General features: G+C 69.2%; 19 protein-coding genes and 1 pseudogene. 7 read left to right on the top strand and 13 right to left on the bottom strand.

The window, feature by feature from the left end; all coding sequences use genetic code 11:
- Positions 1–62: 62 nt before the first annotated feature.
- Together J9611_RS03755 and J9611_RS03750 are read left to right on the top strand one after the other, a co-directional pair.
- Positions 63–1244 carry a putative hexosyltransferase gene (locus tag J9611_RS03755; RefSeq protein WP_211877863.1) on the top strand — a complete coding sequence of 394 codons (1182 nt, stop codon included), beginning with the start codon at positions 63–65 and terminating at the stop codon, positions 1242–1244.
- A 166-nt stretch (positions 1245–1410) separates the two neighbouring features.
- A complete protein-coding gene (locus J9611_RS03750) occupies positions 1411–1578 on the top strand; it encodes a DUF3117 domain-containing protein (RefSeq protein ID WP_079550332.1) in 168 nt (55 codons plus the stop codon).
- 120 nt (positions 1579–1698) lie between these two features.
- On the opposite strand, the gene J9611_RS03745 is transcribed toward J9611_RS03750, so the two are convergent.
- Positions 1699–2331, bottom strand: a complete 633-nt coding sequence (locus tag J9611_RS03745; RefSeq protein ID WP_211877828.1) for an O-methyltransferase — start codon at positions 2329–2331, stop codon at positions 1699–1701.
- Positions 2332–2697: 366 nt separating this feature from the next.
- Here J9611_RS03745 and sigE point away from each other — a divergent pair, with 366 nt between their 5' ends.
- The 3 genes from sigE (at position 2698) to J9611_RS03730 (ending at position 4922) form a co-directional block, all read left to right on the top strand.
- Positions 2698–3330, top strand: coding sequence for an RNA polymerase sigma factor SigE (gene sigE, locus J9611_RS03740; protein ID WP_211877827.1), 633 nt, complete (start codon positions 2698–2700; stop codon positions 3328–3330).
- Between the two features lie 26 nt (positions 3331–3356).
- Positions 3357–4445: an anti-sigma factor gene (locus tag J9611_RS03735; protein ID WP_211877826.1), complete on the top strand. Its 1089-nt coding sequence runs from the start codon at positions 3357–3359 to the stop codon at positions 4443–4445.
- Positions 4446–4526: 81 nt separating this feature from the next.
- A complete protein-coding gene (locus J9611_RS03730; RefSeq protein ID WP_211877825.1) occupies positions 4527–4922 on the top strand; it encodes a twin-arginine translocase TatA/TatE family subunit in 396 nt (131 codons plus the stop codon).
- 73 nt (positions 4923–4995) lie between these two features.
- Here the strand turns inward: J9611_RS03730 and J9611_RS03725 are convergent, their stop codons facing one another.
- From J9611_RS03725 to J9611_RS03715, 3 genes are all read right to left on the bottom strand, one after another.
- The gene (locus J9611_RS03725) at positions 4996–6123 is read right to left on the bottom strand and encodes an Mrp/NBP35 family ATP-binding protein (RefSeq protein ID WP_211877861.1); all 1128 of its coding nucleotides are present in this window, start codon (positions 6121–6123) and stop codon (positions 4996–4998) included.
- A gap of 62 nt (positions 6124–6185) precedes the next feature.
- The gene (locus J9611_RS03720) at positions 6186–6917 is read right to left on the bottom strand and encodes a DUF1003 domain-containing protein (RefSeq protein ID WP_211877824.1); all 732 of its coding nucleotides are present in this window, start codon (positions 6915–6917) and stop codon (positions 6186–6188) included.
- Positions 6898–8181 (bottom strand): magnesium transporter MgtE N-terminal domain-containing protein, encoded by a 1284-nt coding sequence (locus J9611_RS03715; RefSeq protein ID WP_211877823.1) that lies wholly within the window; start codon positions 8179–8181, stop codon positions 6898–6900. Before J9611_RS03715 ends, J9611_RS03720 begins: the two co-directional genes overlap by 20 nt.
- A 77-nt stretch (positions 8182–8258) precedes the next feature.
- On the opposite strand from J9611_RS03715, the gene J9611_RS03710 reads away from it, so the two are divergent.
- Positions 8259–9149: a YflT domain-containing protein gene (locus J9611_RS03710; protein WP_211877822.1), complete on the top strand. Its 891-nt coding sequence runs from the start codon at positions 8259–8261 to the stop codon at positions 9147–9149.
- Between the two features lie 10 nt (positions 9150–9159).
- On the opposite strand, the gene J9611_RS03705 is transcribed toward J9611_RS03710, so the two are convergent.
- The 6 genes and pseudogenes from J9611_RS03705 to J9611_RS03680 form a co-directional block, all read right to left on the bottom strand.
- Positions 9160–9474, bottom strand: coding sequence for a DsbA family protein (locus J9611_RS03705; protein ID WP_211877821.1), 315 nt, complete (start codon positions 9472–9474; stop codon positions 9160–9162).
- 3 nt (positions 9475–9477) lie between these two features.
- Positions 9478–10188 (bottom strand): cation efflux transmembrane domain-containing protein, encoded by a 711-nt coding sequence (locus J9611_RS03700; protein ID WP_211877820.1) that lies wholly within the window; start codon positions 10186–10188, stop codon positions 9478–9480.
- Positions 10185–10511, bottom strand: coding sequence for an ArsR/SmtB family transcription factor (locus J9611_RS03695; protein WP_211877819.1), 327 nt, complete (start codon positions 10509–10511; stop codon positions 10185–10187). The genes J9611_RS03700 and J9611_RS03695 overlap by 4 nt, the downstream gene beginning before the upstream one ends.
- 55 nt (positions 10512–10566) lie before the next feature.
- Positions 10567–10905 (bottom strand): YnfA family protein, encoded by a 339-nt coding sequence (locus J9611_RS03690; RefSeq protein ID WP_211877818.1) that lies wholly within the window; start codon positions 10903–10905, stop codon positions 10567–10569.
- 41 nt (positions 10906–10946) lie between these two features.
- Positions 10947–11444, bottom strand: a pseudogene (locus J9611_RS03685) (amino acid permease); the annotation flags it as partial.
- 83 nt (positions 11445–11527) lie between these two features.
- The gene (locus tag J9611_RS03680) at positions 11528–13111 is read right to left on the bottom strand and encodes an aminopeptidase P family protein (protein ID WP_211877817.1); all 1584 of its coding nucleotides are present in this window, start codon (positions 13109–13111) and stop codon (positions 11528–11530) included.
- 127 nt (positions 13112–13238) lie between these two features.
- On the opposite strand from J9611_RS03680, the gene J9611_RS03675 reads away from it, so the two are divergent.
- Positions 13239–14084, top strand: a complete 846-nt coding sequence (locus J9611_RS03675) for a PHP domain-containing protein (RefSeq protein WP_211877816.1) — start codon at positions 13239–13241, stop codon at positions 14082–14084.
- Positions 14085–14153: 69 nt separating this feature from the next.
- Here the strand turns inward: J9611_RS03675 and J9611_RS03670 are convergent, their stop codons facing one another.
- From J9611_RS03670 to J9611_RS03660, 3 genes are all read right to left on the bottom strand, one after another.
- Positions 14154–15029 carry a DNA-methyltransferase gene (locus J9611_RS03670; protein WP_211877815.1) on the bottom strand — a complete coding sequence of 292 codons (876 nt, stop codon included), beginning with the start codon at positions 15027–15029 and terminating at the stop codon, positions 14154–14156.
- An 8-nt stretch (positions 15030–15037) separates the two neighbouring features.
- Positions 15038–16828 (bottom strand): DEAD/DEAH box helicase, encoded by a 1791-nt coding sequence (locus tag J9611_RS03665; RefSeq protein WP_211877814.1) that lies wholly within the window; start codon positions 16826–16828, stop codon positions 15038–15040.
- Between the two features lie 344 nt (positions 16829–17172).
- Positions 17173–18711 (bottom strand): RNB domain-containing ribonuclease, encoded by a 1539-nt coding sequence (locus J9611_RS03660; protein WP_211877812.1) that lies wholly within the window; start codon positions 18709–18711, stop codon positions 17173–17175.
- Between the last annotated feature and the right edge of the window lie 31 nt (positions 18712–18742).

Raw genomic sequence — 18742 nt, 5'->3', positions numbered from 1 at the left:
GGCCGTCCAGCGCCGGGCTGAACGCCGCGGCGTGGGGGCGGCTGGCGGCCGCCGGCTCGCGCCTGGCGCGGTGGCCCTGGTGGATCCAGGTGGGCGCAATCTACGTCGCGGCGAGGCTGGTCAGCGCCTGCATCTTCATGGCCGCAGCCCTGCACCAGGGCGTGAACCCGTGGTTTCCCCCCAAGCCGGACTACTGGAATTTCATCAACATCTGGGATGCCCGCTGGTACGGCGAAGCCCTGCGCAACGGTTACCCGGCTGTCCTGCCCACGGACGCGGCCGGCAACGTCCAGGAAAACGCGTGGGCCTTCTACGCCCTGTTCCCCATGCTGGGCAGGGTTGTCTCGGGCCTGACCGGGATGGGCCCGGCATGGTCGCTGACGCTCATCGCGATGGTGGGCGGGCTGGGCGCGGCGCTCGTGGCCTACTGCATCTTCCGGCACCGGGCCACGCACCGCGCGGCGTTGTGGGGGACGATGTTTTTCTCCACTTTTCCGGTGTCCCCGGTGCTGCAGGTGCCGTACGCGGAGTCACTGAACCTGCTGCTGCTCGGCACCGCCCTGCTGCTCGTGCTGGAGCGCCGGTACCTGCGGGCCATGCCCGTGGTGCTGCTGATGGGCCTGTCGCGCCCCACCGGCGTGCCGTTTGCAGCGATGGTGGGGCTGCTGCTGGTCTACCGCGGGTGGCAGCGCTGGCGTCCGGCCCGGCGGCGCCAGGAACCTGGCGATCCGGCCCCGCAGCTCTGGCCCCTGGCCGGGCTGACGGCGGTCAGCGGAATCTCGGCCCTCCTGTGGCCCGCCATCGCCTGGGCCGTCACCGGGGACATTGCGGCCTACACCAAGACCGAAACCGTCTGGCGGGGACACGACCTGGTGCCCTTCAAGCCGTGGTTCGACACCGGAATCATGCTCTTCGGCCCGGTGCTGGGAGTCCTGGCGCCGTTCGTGTTCGTGGCGGCCTTCGCCCTGTTCATGATGTCCCGCCCCGTGGCGGCCCTGGGTGCGGAGTTGAGGCTGTGGTGCTGCTGCTACGTGGGCTATCTGCTGGTGTTCCTGCATCCCCAGACCAGCACCTTCAGGATGCTGCTTCCGCTGTTCCCCCTGGCGCTGGGCGCGGCCCTGGTCTCCAGGTCCCGGGCCTACCGGGGGGCCGTGGCCATCATGTTCGTGCTGCTGCAGATCGTCTGGATCGTCTGGCTCTGGGCGTGGGCCCCTTTGCCCGGCGGCGGCGACTATCCGCCGTGACGCACCGCACCTTCCCGGCCGGCAGCACTCCTTGGCAGCACGGCGTGCAGGGCGGCGTAGAAAGTCCAACGATTAGCTCCGGGCGCCGGATTACGGGATAATGGAGGGTAGCGGACCAGCCCGGCCGGGCTGGTAAGTCACGGGACTAATGGAGGGGATATTCCTTATGGCGGCAATGAAACCACGCACCGGCGACGGCCCAATGGAAGTAACCAAAGAGGGACGAAGCCTGATCATGCGTGTTCCGCTCGAAGGCGGAGGACGACTCGTGGTCGAACTCAATGCTGCCGAAGCGACCAACCTGAAGGAATGCCTCGTCGGCGTCACCGAATAGCTTCGCGCTGCGGGATTTGTGCGTTTGATCCCGCAAAAAATTGATTTCGCAAGGGGCGGGGCCCGCAAGCTGTTGCTTGCGGGCCCCCCTTTGCTGTCCGCCTGTGAGACTCCCTGACGGCTACTTCTTGACGGCGACCAGCAGGCCGTCGCCGGTGGGCAGCATGGCCGAAGCGAGCCGGTCGTCGTCGCGGATGGCCTTGCCCACATGGCGGAGGACGACAGTGGTGGCCTCGCGCGCCGCCGGATTCGCCACGCGGTCCTTGTCCAGGGCGTCGTTGACGATCAGCAGGCCGCCGGATTTGAGCAGCCGGACGGCCTGTTCCACGTAGCCGGGGTAACTGGGCTTGTCGGCATCGATAAACACCAGATCGTAGGCGCCGTCAGTCAGCCGGGGGAGGACGTCCCCGGCCCGGCCGGAAATCGTGCGGGTGCGGTTGGCCGGGCTGCCGGCTTCCTGGAACGCTTCCCGTGCTGCTTTCAGGTGCTCGACGTCGACGTCGATGGTGGTCAGGACCGCCTGCGGGCCCAGGCCCCGCAGGATGCACACGCCGGAGACACCGGCGCCGGTTCCGATCTCCACGGCGGTCTGCGCCTTGGAGGCGGCGGCGAGCACGGTCAGCACTGCCCCCACGCCGGGGCCGATCGGAGTGACGCCCAGCTCGAAGGACCGTTCGCGCGCGTGCGACAGGACCTCATCCTCGGCAGGCAGATCTTCTGCGTAGGACCAGCTCGTGGACTTATCGGCGCTCATGGGTTATCGCTTTCTGGGCGGCAGGGGAGTGTTCCCTACAGCGTACTGTGTCCGGCGGGACGCACACGGGAGGCAGCCTCGCTGCGGCTGCGATGGCGCAGCGGCGGTGTGCCGCGGCGCAGCTGCGCGCAGTCTCCACGGGGTCCTGGCGGGTCGTCGCGGGGTCCCGCAGGCCGCTGGGCAGGGCGCTGCGCGGGGCGTTGCGCCGAGGGCGGAAGGCCCGCCCGGATCAGGAAATTCCCAGCTTATTTTGACATGATGGGAATCCGCTCATCCGCGTGGTGATCGGCGTCGAATCATAGGTGCGGGAGCCTGCACCAGCAGGAACCGCCCAAGCCTAAGTATCATCCATGAGGGGAGCGGACGATGTCGAATCCGACAGCTGTCCCTGCAACTGAAGAGTCCCAGCCCGCGGAAGCCGAGTGGGTCCGGCCGACCTGGGAAGAAGTGGTGACCAACCACTCCGCCAAGGTCTACCGCCTCGCGTACCGGCTGACCGGCAACAAGTTCGACGCCGAGGACCTCACCCAGGAGGTCTTCGTGCGCGTCTTCCGTTCGCTGGAGAATTTCAAGCCCGGGACCCTGGACGGCTGGCTGCACCGGATCACCACCAACCTTTTCCTGGACCAGGCCCGGCGCAAGAGCCGCATCCGTTTCGATGCCCTCGCGGACGACGCCGAATCCAGGCTTCCGGGCCGTGAGCCGGGCCCGGAGCAAAGCTTCGAATTCAACAACCTGGACCTGGACGTGCAGGCCGCCCTGGAGGAACTGCCCCCGGACTTCCGGGCCGCCGTCGTCCTCTGCGACCTCGAGGGGCTCTCCTACGACGAGGTCGCCGCCGCGCTGGGCATCAAACTCGGAACGGTGCGGTCGCGTATTCACCGGGGCCGGACAATGCTCCGGGAGAAGCTCGCGCACCGTGACCCCCGCCCGAAGCAGGCTGCCAAGCAGTCCCTCAAGCCGCGGCTCAAGATGCCGCGCATCGCCGGCCTCCTCTGAACCTGGCGATGGGTCTGCTGAAACGTTTGCTGGGGGGCCCCGGGTGCGGGAACTCCGGCCGGCTCGGGAATCCCAGCCGGCCCGGGGCTGCAAGCCACCGGCATCTGCAGTCCTGCCCGGAGTGCAGCGCGCGGCAGCAGCGGGAACGCCAGTATCTGGAGCGCCTCCGCGGCGCGGCGGTCCCCGAGGCAAGCGAGGACCTGACCGCGCGCCTGCTGGCCAGGACGCAGGAGCTCGCCGCGGAGCGGCACGACGCTGACCCGTCGGCCCTGCCGCCGTTGCCGCCGGGTCTGCGCCGCCCGCGGGTGCGGATTCCGGCGCTTGTTGCCGGCGGGGCAGCCGCGGCCATGGCCCTGATGGCCGGGGTGGCCTACCTGATGGGTGGTGCGGCGGCCCCGCTGGCGGACGGCGCGGACGCTGCCGCTTTCCTGCGGCACGACACCGCCGGTTCCGCGGCGGCCGGGGGCCTGGGAAGGGACGCCGCACCCGGGGGCGGCGCGGGCTGGACCCTGACCGGCGCGCCGGACTTCACCCCCGCCGGTGCGCTCAGCGCGGAGCAGCTGTCGACCCTGCGCGCGCAGGGATGGGCATGTCCGGAACTGCGCGAACTCGGCTTCCACCTGATCTGGGCGCGGGGCGACGTGGCGGCCGGGGGGAACGTCCTGGAGCTGCGGCTCACGGACGGCCAGCACTTTGTCACGGTCCTCGAACAGCATGGAACCCTGCTCCCGGCGGACGGAGCGGCCGGCGCGCAGCAGCCTGGCGCTCCGGTCAATGTCCTGACCGGACGCCCCGCCACCGCGGACGGTTTCACCGCCGCCGGGCTGAGTGGATTGACCCGCAGCCCGGGACCCGGCAGCGGCACGCTCTGGATCAACGCGGCGGCCCCGTTCCGGGCCATCTACCAGGTCTCCGGTGCCACCTTCACCTACGTTGCGGATCTGCCTGCGGAGCAGGCCCGCGACGGCGTGGCCGCACTCCTGGCGGCCGGCGCCGGCACCCCGCCCGGCGCCGGCACCCCGGCCGGCGCCGGCATCCCGGCCGGGGGGCCGGACGGGGTCCCCGAGCGGATGGAGCGGGGACTGGGCAGGATCCTTGAGCTCCTGGCACCATGACGGGCGCACCGGCAGGCTGCCGCCGCCGCCCGGACCGCCCGGAATCGTCGCCAGGCCGATCGAGAGGGTAATCTTCCTAAAGTGCTTGGAATCAACGGACCGGAGTTTCTCCTTCTGCTGATCATCGGACTCCTGGTGATCGGTCCCAGCAGGCTGCCCGAGTACACCCAGAAACTTGCCAACATCGTCAAGGAAGTCCGCCGGATGGCGTCCGGCGCCCGGGAACAGATCAAGGAAGAAGTCGGCATCGATATTGATGACGTCGACTGGAAGAAGTACGATCCCCGGCAATACGATCCGCGCAGGATCATCAAGGAAGCGCTGCTCGACGACGACACCAAACCGGTCAGCTCCGGAGCACCCGCCACTGCCGGTGCCGCCTTCGCCGCCGCCGCCCTCGCGGATCACCGCCCGGACCGGGTCGCCGAGCGGCTGCCGGAGGGCGAGCCCGCCCCCTTCGATTCAGAGGCCACCTAGACCCGGGGATCTCGACAGGCTCGATCACCGGGCCGGCTCGATCACCGGGGCGGATCGATCTCGACAGGCTCGATCACCGCGGCTGCAGCCCCAGGGACAGGCCCTTCAGCCCGCGCGGGGCCGACGCGAGCTTTCCCGCGATCCCCGTCAACGCCACAGCCGCCGGGGTCTCCGGCCGTCCCAGCACCAGCGGGACCCCGGCATCCCCGCCCTCGCGCAGCAGGATGTCCAGCGGGATCTGCCCCAGCAGCGGCACCTCGGTGCCCACCAGGTCCGAGAGCCGCCCGGCGAGCACGGCGCCGCCGCCGCTGCCGAACAGCTCCATCCGGCCGCCGTCGGGCAGCTCCAGGTAGGACATGTTCTCCACCACGCCGGCCACGGTCTGGCCGGTCTGGGTGGCGATGGCACCGGCGCGCTCGGCCACATCGGCCGCGGCCGCCTGCGGGGTGGTCACCACGAGGATCTGCGCCTTCGGGAGCAGCTGGGCCACCGAGATGGCGATGTCCCCCGTGCCGGGCGGCAGGTCCAGGAAGAGGGCGTCGAGGTCGCCGAAGTAAACATCGGTGAGGAACTGTTCGAGGGCCCGGTGCAGCATCGGACCCCGCCAGGCGACCGGCTGGTTTCCGGTGACGAACATGCCGATGGAGATGACCTTCACACCGTAGGCCACCGGCGGCAGGATCATGTCATCCACCCGGGTGGGGGACTGCGTGATGCCCATCAGCGCCGGGACCGAGAAGCCGTGCACATCCGCGTCCACGATCCCCACCCGGAGGCCCTGTGCGGCGAGGCTGCAGGCCAGGTTCACGGTCACCGACGATTTTCCCACGCCGCCCTTGCCGCTCGCGACGGCGTACACCTTGGTCAGCGAACCGGGCGCGTTGAAGGGGATCCCGCGCTGCCCGCCGGCGCCGCGCAGCTGTTCCTTGAGGGCATTGCGCTGGTCCTGCGTCATGACCTTCAGCTCAACGTCGACGGCGGTCACCCCCGGCACGGCGGACAGTGCCGCCTCGCAGTCGGCCGTGATAGTGCCGCGCAACGGGCAGCCCGCAATGGTCAGGAGCACCGTGATCCGTGCGCGGCCGCCGTCGGAGACGTCCACCGACTCGACCATCCCCAGCTCGGTGATGGGGCGGCGCAGCTCGGGGTCGATCACGGTGGCGAGGGCGGCCTGCACCGCCCGGTGCAGGGGTGAGCCCATCGGGGAGTCCTGACGGGAGTCCGGTGGGGTGCTGTCCGGTGGGGTGTCCATGCGGTGATTGCTCAGCTTTCGGGGAAGGTGCGGTGTGCGGGCAGGCCCGGACGTTCGGCCGTGGTGTCCGGCTTGACTTTGGGGACCTGCTGGGTCCGGGGGCCGCGTTGCTTGTCGCGCTTCTCCTTCAGCTTCTCCTTGACCTTCTCCCGCGGGGTCTCGTGGATCCCGGCTGACGGATCGTGGGTGCGCAGTTCCTCCTGCGCCTCCAGCATGTCCTCCAGCAGGCTGCGCAGCTCGGCCCGCACGTAGTCGCGGGTGGCGACCTCCCGCAGGGCGATGCGCAGGGACGCCAGCTCCCGGGTCAGGTATTCGGTGTCCGAGAGGTTGCGCTCCGCGCGCTGCCGGTCCTGCTGGAGTGAGACGCGGTCCCGGTCGTCCTGGCGGTTCTGGGCGAGCAGTAGCAGCGGGGCGGCGTATGAGGCCTGCAGCGACAGCATCAGGGTCAGCAACGTATAGCCGAGGGCCTGGGAGTCGAACTGCCACTCCTTCGGGGCAAAGGTGTTCCAGACCAGCCAGAAGACGCAGAACACGGTCATGTAGACCAGGAACGTCGGCGTGCCCATGAACCGGGCGAAGCCTTCCGTGGCGTGGCCGAAGGCATCCGGGTTGGGGGAAAACTTGGGCAGGATCCGCGCACGGCCGCTCAAGGGGGTATCGAGGCTGCCCTTCCCGGTGGATTGGCTGCCCGGCCGGACGGTGGAGGTTCTTGGTGTGCTGTTATCAGCCAATGCGGCCTCCAAGCTTCCTTATCGGGGCATCGTCCTCGTGGGCGCGCCAGTCATCGGGCAACAGATGATCAAGCACGTCATCAACAGTCACCGCCCCCACAAGCCGTCCGTCGCTGTTGACGACGGGGAGCGAGTTGAGGTTGTACGTGGCCAGTGTGCGGGCCACCTCGCTGATGTGGGCGTGGTCCGAGACCGGCTCCAGGGTCTTGTCAACAAGATTGCCCAGCGGCTCGGGCGGGGGATAGCGCAGCAGTTGCTGGATGTGCACGACGCCGAGGAACCGGCCCGTGGGCGTCTCCAGCGGGGGCCGTGCGATGAAGATCGACGACGCCAGCGCGGGGGACAGCTCCTCGCGGCGGACATGCGCGAGCGCCTCGGCGACGGTTGCTTCGGGCGGCAGGATGACCGGGACGGGTGTCATCAGGCCGCCGGCGGTGTCCTCGTCGTATTCGAGCAGGCGGCGGACGTCTTCGGCACCTTCGGGCTCCATCAGCTGGAGGAGTTCTTCGGCCTGGGCGCTCGGGAGCTCGGCCAGGAGGTCGGCGGCGTCGTCAGGGTCCATTTCCTCCAGCACGTCCGCGGCGCGGTGCACGTCCAGGGCGGAGAGAATCTCCACCTGATCGCCTTCCCGCATTTCCTGCAGGACGTCGGCCAGCCGTTCATCCTGCAACTCGCTGGCGACTTCGAAGCGGCGTTTGTCGCTCATCTCCTGGAGTGCCTCGGCGAAGTCGGCCGGCTTCAGGTCCTCGTGCGTCGCGACGAACTGCGTGGCCGCCTGCGGCTCGGTTTTGGCACCCTGCTGTGCGTCGGCCCAGCCGATGATCATGGTCTCGTTGCGGCGCAGCCTGCTCAGCGGGGACAGGGAATGGCCGCGGCGGACGAAGAGCTTGCTGACGAACCAGTCCCCGGAGCGGTGCCGGTCCATCGCAATGTCCTCGATGGTGGCGTCGCCGCTGCCGTCCGCGAGGGTCACCCGGCGGTCGAACATCTCGGCCACCACGAGGGTCTCCGCCCCGCGCTGTTCGAAGCGGCGCAGGTTCACCAGGCCCGTGCAGATGACCTGCGTCTGGTCGATCGAGGTGATCCGCGTCATCGGCACGAAGACGCGTTTCTTGCCCGGGACCTCGACGACGATGCCGACCACGTGAGGGGCGCCCCGGGTTCCGCGTGAGAGCACGACGACGTCGCGCAGCCGGCCCAGACGGTCGCCCAGCGGGTCGAAGACATCCAGTCCGAGGAGGCGCGCGACAAACACCCGCGAAATATTTGTGCTCACGTGTACAGGCTACCGAGTCTGCTCTCTTTTAGCTGAATTTGCAGGCGATCACCAGCCGGATAGGCGAGAATGGGCATATGTCAAACATTTTTGGTGCTCCCAGGGCCGGTGCCCCCAGCGGCCCGGACGATGCCCGCAGCGTCCCCAAGGGGGACACCGTCGGTTCCTATACCTCCTACCTGGATGCCCAGAAGGCAGTGGACTATCTGGCGGACCAGCAGTTTCCGGTGCACCTGGTCTCGATCGTGGGCAATGACCTGAAGATGGTCGAGCGGGTGACCGGCAGGCTCACCTATCCGCGTGTGGCCCTCTCCGGTGCGCTCAGCGGCATGTGGTTCGGCCTGTTCGTCGGTGTCATGCTGTCCTTCTTCTCGACGACGCCGGGGTACTTCTCGATTGTGACGTCCGTGCTGATGGGGGCCGCGTTCTTCATGCTGTTTGGCATCGTCACCTACGCCATGCAGCGCGGAAAGCGTGACTTCACCTCGACGAACCAGGTTGTGGCGACGAGCTACGACGTCGTGGTGTCCTTCGAGGCGGCGAACGAGGCACGCCGCCTGCTGCACCAGCTGCCCATGACCCGGCATGACGCGTCGGGGTCTGCCGCCGGCACGGCGGGAGCCGCCGGCTACCCGGAGCGCGACTACCAGAACCAGCCGCCCCTGCCCGGCCAGCAGGGCCATGCTCCGGAACGCCCCGCGGGCTGGAATGACCCGTACGGCCAGCGGACGCCGGAGGCGGGCGGTCAGCCGGCAGGCCAGTACGCCCCCGGAGCTTCGGCACAGCCGGGCCAGGGAAGCCAGGCTGCCGGTGTGGAGCAGCCCCAGCAGCCGGCAGCGCGCGTCTCCGGCGTCACTTACCCGGACCTGCCGGACGGCAGGCCCCAGTACGGTCTCCGGGCAGCTGATGTGCAGAAGGCCAAACAGGCCAATGACGAGCCCCAGCACCAGGACGGCACCCAGCAGTAGGGCACCGGATTCATGCGCCGGAGCCGAGGCCGCGCACCGCGGCGCGTAACGACTCTTCGGAGGGGAGTCCTGCCACGCCGTGCCCGGAGCGGTATAGCCGGCAGCTCAGCGCCGGTGCCGTCTCCGCCGGAAACAGGTCACGTCCGTCCGCGATGAAGGACGGTGAGCCGTGGAACTGCAGCTCCTCCGCCTCGCTTTCGGAGGCGATCAGGCGGACGGTCAGGAATTGCGTCTCTTTTTCTTCTGCGGCCAGGGCCTTGCGGAAAAGTTCCAGGGCCGGGCCACTGTTCGGGCAGTCCCGGATGGTGCGCAGTTCGAAATCCAAGGCTCAGCCGTCCCTTCGGCCCAGGTTGAGGCTGCCGGGCGCCGGGCAGCAGCCGTCCGCTTCGGCGTCGGGTGCGGCTGCGGCGTGGGGGAGCGTGCAGCAGACGTCGCCGCGCCAGGCGCTGATGCCTTCGCGGACGGCGATGACGGCGATGACCAGCGCGGCGCCGGCGTCGGCCCACCACCAGCCCAGGGTGCTGTTCAGCACCAGCCCGACGAGCAGGACGGCGGAGAGGTAGGTGCACAGCAGGGTCTGTTTGGAATCGGCGACGGCTGTCCGGGAGCCGAGTTCCCGGCCGGCGCGGCGCTGCAGCCAGGACAGTACGGGCATGACGGCCAGGCTCAGCCCGGCGATCACGATTCCCGGGGCGGAATGGCGGGCCTCGCCGCCGCCGGCCAGGGACCAGACGGAATCGGCGGCGACGAACGCGGCGAGGGCGAAGAACGAGATCGCGATGATCCGCAGGGTCAGGTGTTCGCGCCGTTCAGGGTCCTTGGCGGAAAACTGCCAGGACAGGGCGACGGCGGACGCGACCTCGATCACCGAGTCCAGGCCGAAGCCGATCAGGGCCGACGAGTCCGCGAGGCCCCCGGCCCAGAGCGACACGACGGCTTCAACGATGTTGTAGCTGATGGTCGCGGCGGCGAACAGCCGGATGCGGCGGCTCAGCACGGCACGGCGGACCGGGTTGGGTCCCAGCTGGAGGGCGGTCATGCCAGGCATGTCCCGTCGGGTGCGCAGCAGGCCGGATCCACGGCCAGGACGACGCCGATCAGGTCCCGGATCGCGTGGCCCAGCCGCGCGTCGGCGAGCTCGTACCGGCTCCGCCGTCCGTCCGGGACAGCCACGACGAGTCCGCAGCCGCGCAGGCACGTCAGATGGTTGGACATGCTCTGCCGTGAGACCCCAAGGGAGTCGGCCAGATCGGACGGGTAGGCGGCCGCCCCGGACAGTGCCAGCAGGATCCGGGCCCTGGTCGGATCCGAGACCGCGTAGCCGAACCGTGCCAGCACCGGGGCGTGCGTGAGGGTTTCCATAAAACCAAAGTACAGCGGTCCCTGTATTCACGCAATTGTGTAGTAAGGCGGCCTTTCAGCCGGCGTTGCGGGGCGCGAACATGATGATCGCCACCCCGAGCAGGCAGACCACGGAACCGGTCACGTCCCAGCGGTCCGGCCGGAAGCCGTCGAAGATCATGCCCCAGGCCAGGGATCCGGCCACGAACACGCCCCCGTAGGCGGCGAGGATCCGGCCGAAGTGCGCGTCCGGCTGCAGGGTCGCGGCGAAGCCGTAGAGGCCCAGAGCGACTACTCCGAGCCCGGCCCACCACCACTCCTTGCCCTCGCGGACCGACTGCCAGACGAGCCAGGCGCCGCCGATTTCAGCTGCTGCGGCCAGGACGAAGAGCACGATGGATTTGGCAATGGTCATGGCTTCATCTTTCCTGACGTTCGCGGCTGCCGCGCAACCGTTCAGCTGCCCGTGGTGCCGTTATCTCTCCCGAGGCGCAGGCGGACGCCGCGGTAGAGGATCCCGGCGGCGAACATGACCAGTCCCGCGACCACGGAGCCGACGGGCAGGGTGGCCGCCAGGACCGCGCAGGCGGCGGCGCCGGCGAGCTGAAGCGCCTTGGGGTAGCGGCGGTGTTCTCCGGTCCGGGTGTACGCGGCGAGGTTGGCGACAAGGTAGTAGATCAGGACGCCGAAGGAAGAAAAGCCGATGGCGCCCCGGAGGTCGGCCACGCTGATGATGAGGCAGATGACCGCCGCCAGGACCAGTTCGGCCCGGTGGGGGACGTTGAAGCGCGGATGGACCGCGGCCAGCCAGCGCGGCAGGTCCGCTTCCCGTGCCATCGCCAGGCTGGTCCGGCCCAGGCCAGCGATGATGGCGTAGACCGCGACGGCGATACCCAGTGCGATCACGATGGCCCGCGGGATGGTCTTGCGCGGGTTGATGACCTCTTCGCCGATCATGGACCCGAGGCCGATGACGACCGCATCACCGGTGTTCAGCCTGCGGGCCAGGACCGGATGGTTGCCCAACGGCGGAGAGGCTACGCCGGCTGGTTGTCGGCTTCCTGGTAGATGCCCGCCATCCAGGATTCGACGTCGTCCGCCTTGCGGGGCAGCGCGGCGCTGAGGTTGACCGGGCCCTCGGCCGTCATCAGGATGTCGTCCTCGATGCGGACGCCGATGCCCCGGTATTCCTCGGGGATGGCGAGGTCCTCGTTCTTGAAGTACAGGCCGGGCTCGATCGTGAACACCATGCCCGCCGTGAGGACGCCGTCCAGGTACAGCTCACGCTTGGCCTGGGCGCAGTCGTGGACGTCCAGGCCCAGGTGGTGGCTGGTGCCGTGCGGCATCCAGCGGCGGTGCTGCTGGCCCTCGGCGCTGATGGCTTCCTGGACGGAGACCGGCAGCAGGCCCCACTCGGCAAGGCGTTCGGCCAGCACGGTGGTCGCGGCGGTGTGGATGTCGCGGAACCTGGTACCGGGCTGCGCGGCGGCAAAGCCGGCGTCGGCGGCGTCGAGCACTGCCTCGTAGACCTTGCGCTGGACCCCGGTGAAGGTGCCGTTCGCCGGCAGGGTGCGGGTGATGTCCGCGGTGTACAGCGAGTCGGCCTCGACGCCGGCGTCCAGGAGCAGCAGTTCGCCGGCGTTGATCCTGCCGGTGTTCCGGGTCCAGTGCAGCACGGTGGCGTTATTGCCGGCCGCGGCGATGGTGTCGTAGCCGAGCTCGTTGCCTTCCTCCCGGGCCCGGGCGAAGAACGCGCCTTCCACGACGCGTTCGCCGCGGTGGTGGGTCAGGGCCCGCGGCAGGGCCTTGACGACTTCGGTGAAGCCCTGCACCGTCGCTGCGACGGCGGTTTTCAGCTGCCCGATTTCCCACTCGTCCTTGAGCAGGCGCAGCTCGGAGAGGGCCTCGGTGAGCTTGTCGTCGAGGGCATCGAGGACGCCCAGGTCCAGGTTCTCGGGATCCTTGGCCGTGTTGTAGCGGGCGGTGTCCACGAGGGCATCGATGTTCTCGTCGACCTTGCGCACCAGCCGGATCGAGATGCCGCCGATCTCGGGGGCGCCGACGTTCTTGGTGATGGCCAGTTCGAGTCCGCCGATATCCGCGGTCTCCAGGCCGAGCCGGGCCTTGAACTCGGCCAGGGTGGGGCGGGCGCCGACCCAGAACTCGCCGGAGCGTGAGTCCGCGTAGAACTGCTCGGTGTCCCGGCCGGCCAGCGGCCGGAAGTACAGCGTCGCGCGGTGGTTCCCGGCGTCGTCGCCCGTGCCTTCCGCCACGGGTTCGAGGATCAGGACGGCGTCGGGCTCATGGTCCACGCCCAGGCCGGTGAGGTGTGCGAAGCCGGAGTGCGGGCGGAAGCGGTAGTCGCAGTCGTTCGAGCGGACCTTCAGCGGGCCGGCCGGGATGACGAGGCGTTCGCCCTTGAACTGCAGTGAAACGGCCCGGCGCCGGGCGGCGGCGTGGCCTGCGACCGCGTCCCGTTCGGGCAGCTGCTGCCGGGCCTGCGCCCAGTTGCTGGCCATGAAGGCCTTGAAGGCGTCGGAGCTGGGACGCTGCGAGCGGTTGTTGACGCGCTCGTCGAGGGGCTGGGAAGCGGAGGCCTGGGGGATATCTGCATCGTTCACCGTCCCATCGTCTCACCAGCGGCGCGGCTTAGGCCAACGGGTGCCGCTGCCGCCGCGGCCGGCGTGCCGTACCGTCCCGGACGGGCACCCGCCCCGCCGGATCCCGCCCGTCCACTAGGCTGGTGGGGTGAGGATTGACCTGCATGCCCACTCCAATGTGTCCGACGGTACCCAGGCGCCGGCGGACGTCATCGTTTCCGCCGCGGAGGCCGGGCTCGACGTGATCGCCCTGACCGATCACGACTCCACCGGCGGCTGGGCGGAAGCGTCCCTGGCGGCCCGGGATCACGGCATCGCCCTGGTGCCGGGCATGGAAGTCTCCTGCCGCACGGAGGAAGGCATCAGCGTCCACCTGCTCAGCTACCTGCATGACCCGGCCCATCCCGGACTGCTCGAGGAAATCACCAAAGCCAAGGACGCCCGGTACACCCGGGCCGAGCGCATGGTGGCCCTGCTGGCCGAGGACTATCCGCTGACCTGGGATGACGTCATCCACCACGTGGCGCCCGGGGCCACCCTGGGCCGGCCGCACATTGCCGATGCGCTCGTGGCCGCGGGCGTGGTCGAGGACCGGTCCGAGGCTTTCAGCTCGATCCTGACCTCGCGCTCGCGCTACTACGTGCAGCACTACGCCCCGGACCCGGCGCTCGCCGTCGAACTGGTCCGTGCAGCCGGCGGCGTCCCGGTGTTCGCCCATCCCGTGGCGTCCGCCCGCGGCCGGATCGTGGGGGAGAAGACCTACCGGGAGATGATCGACGCCGGCCTGGCCGGGCTGGAGATCTACCACCGGGACAACCCCGAGGAGGGCCGGGAGTTCCTGCGCCGCCTTGCCCGGCGGCACGGCCTGCTCGTGACGGGTTCCTCGGACTACCACGGCGCCGGGAAGCAGAACCTGCTCGGCGAAAACCTCACCTCCGCGCAGGTGCTGGCCCGGATCGAGGAACTGGCCACTGGAACCGCCGTCGTGCGCTGATCGGGCTGTCCTCCCAACTGACTGGCAGCAGGTGTCGTTCTGGGGCGTCAAAACGGCAACAAATGCGAGTTACTTGGGCGGCGGGAACGCGGTGAAGCTGGCATGCGCGGCGAGCCGCTTGGCCATGACGTCGATGGCCGGCTGGTTCTCGTCCACGCAGACGAACTTCCGCTCGAGTTTCGCGGCCACGGCGCCCAGCGTTCCGGAGCCGGCGAAGAAGTCCAGGCACCAGTCACCCGGGCGGCTGGACGCCGCCACCACGCGCCGGATCAGTCCCTCGGGTTTCTGCGTCGGGTAGCCGGTCTTCTCCTTGCCGGTGGGGGAGACGATGGTGTGCCACCAGACGTCGGTGGGCAGCTTGCCGAGCTCGCGTTTGGCCGGCGTGACGAGCCCGGGCGCCATGTACGGCTCCCGGTCCACCTCGGCGCTGTCAAAGTGGTACCGGGCCGGATTCTTGACGTACACGAGGATGTTGTCGTGCTTGGTGGGCCAGCGGTACTTGGCCCGCGCGCCGTAGTCGTAGGCCCAGATGATCTCGTTCAGGAAGCATTCGCGGCCGAAGATGGCGTCCAGCATGACCTTCGCGTAATGCACCTCCCGGTAGTCCAGGTGCAGGTACAGGGTGCCGTCGTCGGCCAGCAGCCGCCAGGCCTCCACGAGCCGCGGCTCCAGGAAGGACCAGTAGTCGCTGAACGCGTCGTCGTAGCTGTGCAGGGCGCCTTTGATGGTGTCGTAGGACCGGCCCTTGAAGCCGACCCGGTCACCGTCGCCGCCGGCGTTGCGGACCATTTTGGTTTCCTGGCGCCGCTGCACCCGCCCGGTGTTGAAGGGCGGGTCGACGTAAATGAGTGTGAAGGCGCCGTCCGGCAGCGTCGGGAGATACTCCGCATTGTCCGCGTGTACCACCAGGTTGCTGCCGTCCGGCGCCCAGACGGTGTCAGTCATGGAGGGGTTTAGGCCTCGGCGTTGCTCGGCTGGGGGGCAAGGTTCTGCGCGTCGCCGGCAACCACTTCGCCGTTGCGGCGGCGGGTGCGGGTCCGGCGGCGGGCGCGCGTGGCCCGGTCGACTTCGGTGGGTGCGGCAGAGGGGGCCTTGGCGGTCGCCGTTGCCGCCGCCGTCGCTGCAGCCGCGGTTCCTGCCACCTCCGGCGCAGTGCGGCTGCCGGCCTCGGCCTCGGCGGGACGACGACGGCGGTCCCCGGCGCGTGCGCCGTCTTTTGCGCCGCTGGCGTCGCCGCTGCGGCGGCTGCTGCGGCCGCCGGCCGTGGTGCTGTCACGGCCCGCACCGCGGGCGGCGTCGCGCCCGGCTCCGCGGCTGCTGCTGTTTTGTCCGCTGTTTTGTGCGCTGGAGCGCGTGTTCTTCTTGCCGGTCTCGCCCAGGTCCTCCAGGACCTCGGCGTCGACTCCGGCCAGCACGCGCTTGTTCCGGGGCAGACGGCCCTTGGTTCCCGCGGGGATGTCGAGTTCCTCGTAGAGGTGCGGCGAGGAGGAATAGGTTTCCACCGGTTCGGGCACGCTCAGGCCCAGGGCCTTGTTGATCAGGCCCCAGCGGGGCATGTCGTCCCAGTCCACAAAGGTCACGGCGGTGCCCTTGTTGCCGGCCCGGCCGGTGCGGCCCACGCGGTGCAGGTAGATCTTTTCGTCTTCGACGCACTGGTAGTTGATCACGTGCGTGACGTCGTCGACGTCGATGCCGCGGGCGGCAACATCGGTGGCCACGAGAACGTCCACCTTGTTGTTGCGGAAGGCGCGCAGCGCCTGCTCGCGGGCGCCCTGGCCCAGGTCGCCGTGGATGGCTGCTGCGGCGAAGCCGCGGTCCACGAGTTCCTCGGCAACCTTGGCGGCGGTGCGCTTGGTCTTGGTGAAGATGATGGTGCGGCCACGTCCCCGGGCCTGCAGGATGCGCGCCACAACCTCGATCTTGTCCATGCTGTGCGCACGGTAGATCAGCTGGCGGATGTCCCGCTTGGTCAGGCCCTCGTCATCCGGGTCGGCCGCACGGATGTGGGTCGGCTGGGTCATGTAGCGGCGGGCCATCGCGACGACAGGGCCGGGCATGGTGGCCGAGAACAGGAGGGTCTGGCGGACTGCAGGGGTGCCGGCGATGAGGGTCTCGACGTCCGGCAGGAAGCCAAGGTCCAGCATCTCATCGGCCTCGTCAAGGATGACCATCTTGACGTTCTTCAGGACGAGGTGCTTCTGCTTGTACAGGTCGATGAGCCGGCCGGGCGTGCCGACGACGACCTCGACGCCCTTCTGGAGGGCCTCGACCTGGGGCTCGTAGGCGCGGCCGCCGTAGATCGTGGCGATCCGGGCGTTGCGCTTCCGGGCGGCGTTCTGCAGGTCATTGGCGACCTGCACGGCGAGCTCGCGGGTCGGCACGATCACGAGGGCCTGGGGTGCGCCCGGGGCCGGCAGCAATTCATAGCCGGCGTCGTCCGGCCCGACCACGCGCTGCAGCGCGGGGATGCCGAAGCCGAGGGTCTTGCCGGTGCCGGTCTTGGCCTGGCCGATGATGTCGTGGCCGGCCAGGGCGACGGGCAGCGTCATGGCCTGGATCGGGAAGGGATGGGTGATACCGGCGTCGGCCAGCGACTCGACAATATCCGCCCGGACGTTGTAGTCGGCGAAGGTCTTCTCGGCAATCTCGTGCGGCTTTTCGTCCGAGATGATGGTCTCTTCCGGCTCAATGGTTTCTGTGCCGGATTCGTCGATCAGAAGTTGGTGCGTGTGCAATTCACTCACTGGGGAGTTTCCTTATTCATTTGGGCATTGGCGCCGCTTGCTCTACGGGGCCGGCCGGCTGGCCGTTCCGGAGCACGCTCAGGCGCGCAAGCAATTCCAGTGGAAGCCGATCGCGGGCTATCTAAATGCTGGCACTGGGGACCAGCGGGTGTGTCTCAAGATCGCGTAGGGGCGGGCTTGTTGAATTCGAAAATCAAGGAAATCAACGACCGGGCATCCATTTCTACCTCTCCAGTCTAACTGCACGCAGCCTGGAACCTCGACTGGCCCGGCCGTGGCGGCGCCGGCGGGCGCAGGGATGGGAGCGATGGCGGCGCCGGCGGGCCCGGCGATGGCGCGGGCGCTCAGCCCACGAGCTCCAGCCGGACCTCCGGGATGGCGATATCGGAGGACACCACCCGGACCCGGACCTGGGTGCCGGATTCCAGTTCGCCGGGGCACCGTGCGGTCACCGCGGGCTCGGCAATCTGGACAATCCCGGAGGGGCCGTTGCCGTTGCCGTTTCGGCCGTTGCTGATCCTGACGTTGCTGATCCTGCCGCTGCTGTTCTTGCCGTTGTCGACGGCGGTCGGCTTGCCGTTGCCGTTCCTGGCCGGTTTCGAACCGGAGATGACAACGGCGTCGAACTCCTGGCCGATATGGTTGATCAGCAGGGCCGCCTCGACGGTGTCCAGGGAGAGCCGCTCGAGCCTGGCGGCCAGCTGGTCCGAAGACGCCATGATCGCCGGCAGGGAGGGCAGCGCCTCGCGGGCCCACGCCGGAACGTCCGTGCCGTTGCTGAGCGCCTCGCAGATGACCAGCACGAAACGGTCGACCAGCCGCCGCAGCGGGGCGGTGGCGTGCGCGTAAGCGGCACCGATGGCGGACTGCAGCGCGTCCCCGGGCACGCTCCCGTCGAACGGCGTGTACCCGGCGCCGCGGAACAGCAGGCCCGCCGAGTGCACGATCGCCAGCTGGCGGGGATCGGTGGGGTCAAGGGTGCGCAGGTACTCCCCGTAGCTCATCGCCCCGTCCCACGGCTTGCCCAGGGCGTGCGTCTGGCGGTGGAAGTGCGCCAGCGAGCCCTCATCCGGGGCGGGCATGGTGCGCAGGATCCCGACCTTGCCCTTGAGCATCAGCTCGGCCGCGGCCATCCCGGTCATGAGCGAAATCTGGGCGTTCCAGTCCTCGACCGGAAGCGGCGGGGCCGCGACGATCCGGTAGCCGCCGTCGGGCAGCTGTGCGATCTCCTGGTCCGGCATGTTCAGGCTCGCCCCGCCGCGGAGCCGCTCCAGCTCGACCCGCTTGATGCCCACTTCCTTGAGCAGGCGCAGCACCGGGGACGCGGTGCCGGCGTCGAGCGCGGCCTGCACGCCCGGGTAGCTGAGCCTGGCCCGGCTGCGGACCCGGGCCCGGCGCACCAGCACGGAGGAAACCTCCGCGGCGGCATTGAGCTCGAACTCCCAGACGAACGCGGCGCACAGCTGCCCGGCCAGCAGGCTGCCGGCGCCTTCGCTGATGACCTCCGGATGCAGCGGGATCCGGCCGTCCGGGGTGTAGAACGTCTGGCCGCGGCGGCGGGTTTCGGCGTCGAGCGCGCCGCCGGGGGCCACGAACGACGGGACATCGGCGATGGCGTAGAACACCTTGTACCCCTCGCCGGAGCGGCCGATGAACAGGGCCTGGTCCAGGTCCGTGGAGCCGGCCGGATCGATGGTCACAAACTCGATTCGCGTCAGGTCCAGCTCCGGCAGTTTGTGTGCGGCCACGGCCTCCCCGGCCTCCCGGAGCACATCCTCGGGGAACGGTCCCGGCAGTTCCAGCGTGGTGCGCAGCGCGCGCAGCGCCGCGGAAAGTTGGTTCTGTTGCTGGTAGACGCTGGGGGTCAGACGATGGTGGGACACGAAAATCAGATTAGCCCGATTTGCGCCATTA

This window comes from Pseudarthrobacter albicanus (assembly GCF_018224015.1).
Lineage (GTDB): Bacteria > Actinomycetota > Actinomycetes > Actinomycetales > Micrococcaceae > Arthrobacter > Arthrobacter albicanus.
The sequence above is the reverse complement of the archived record's forward strand: the minus strand, read 5'-3'. Positions and strand labels throughout refer to the sequence as shown.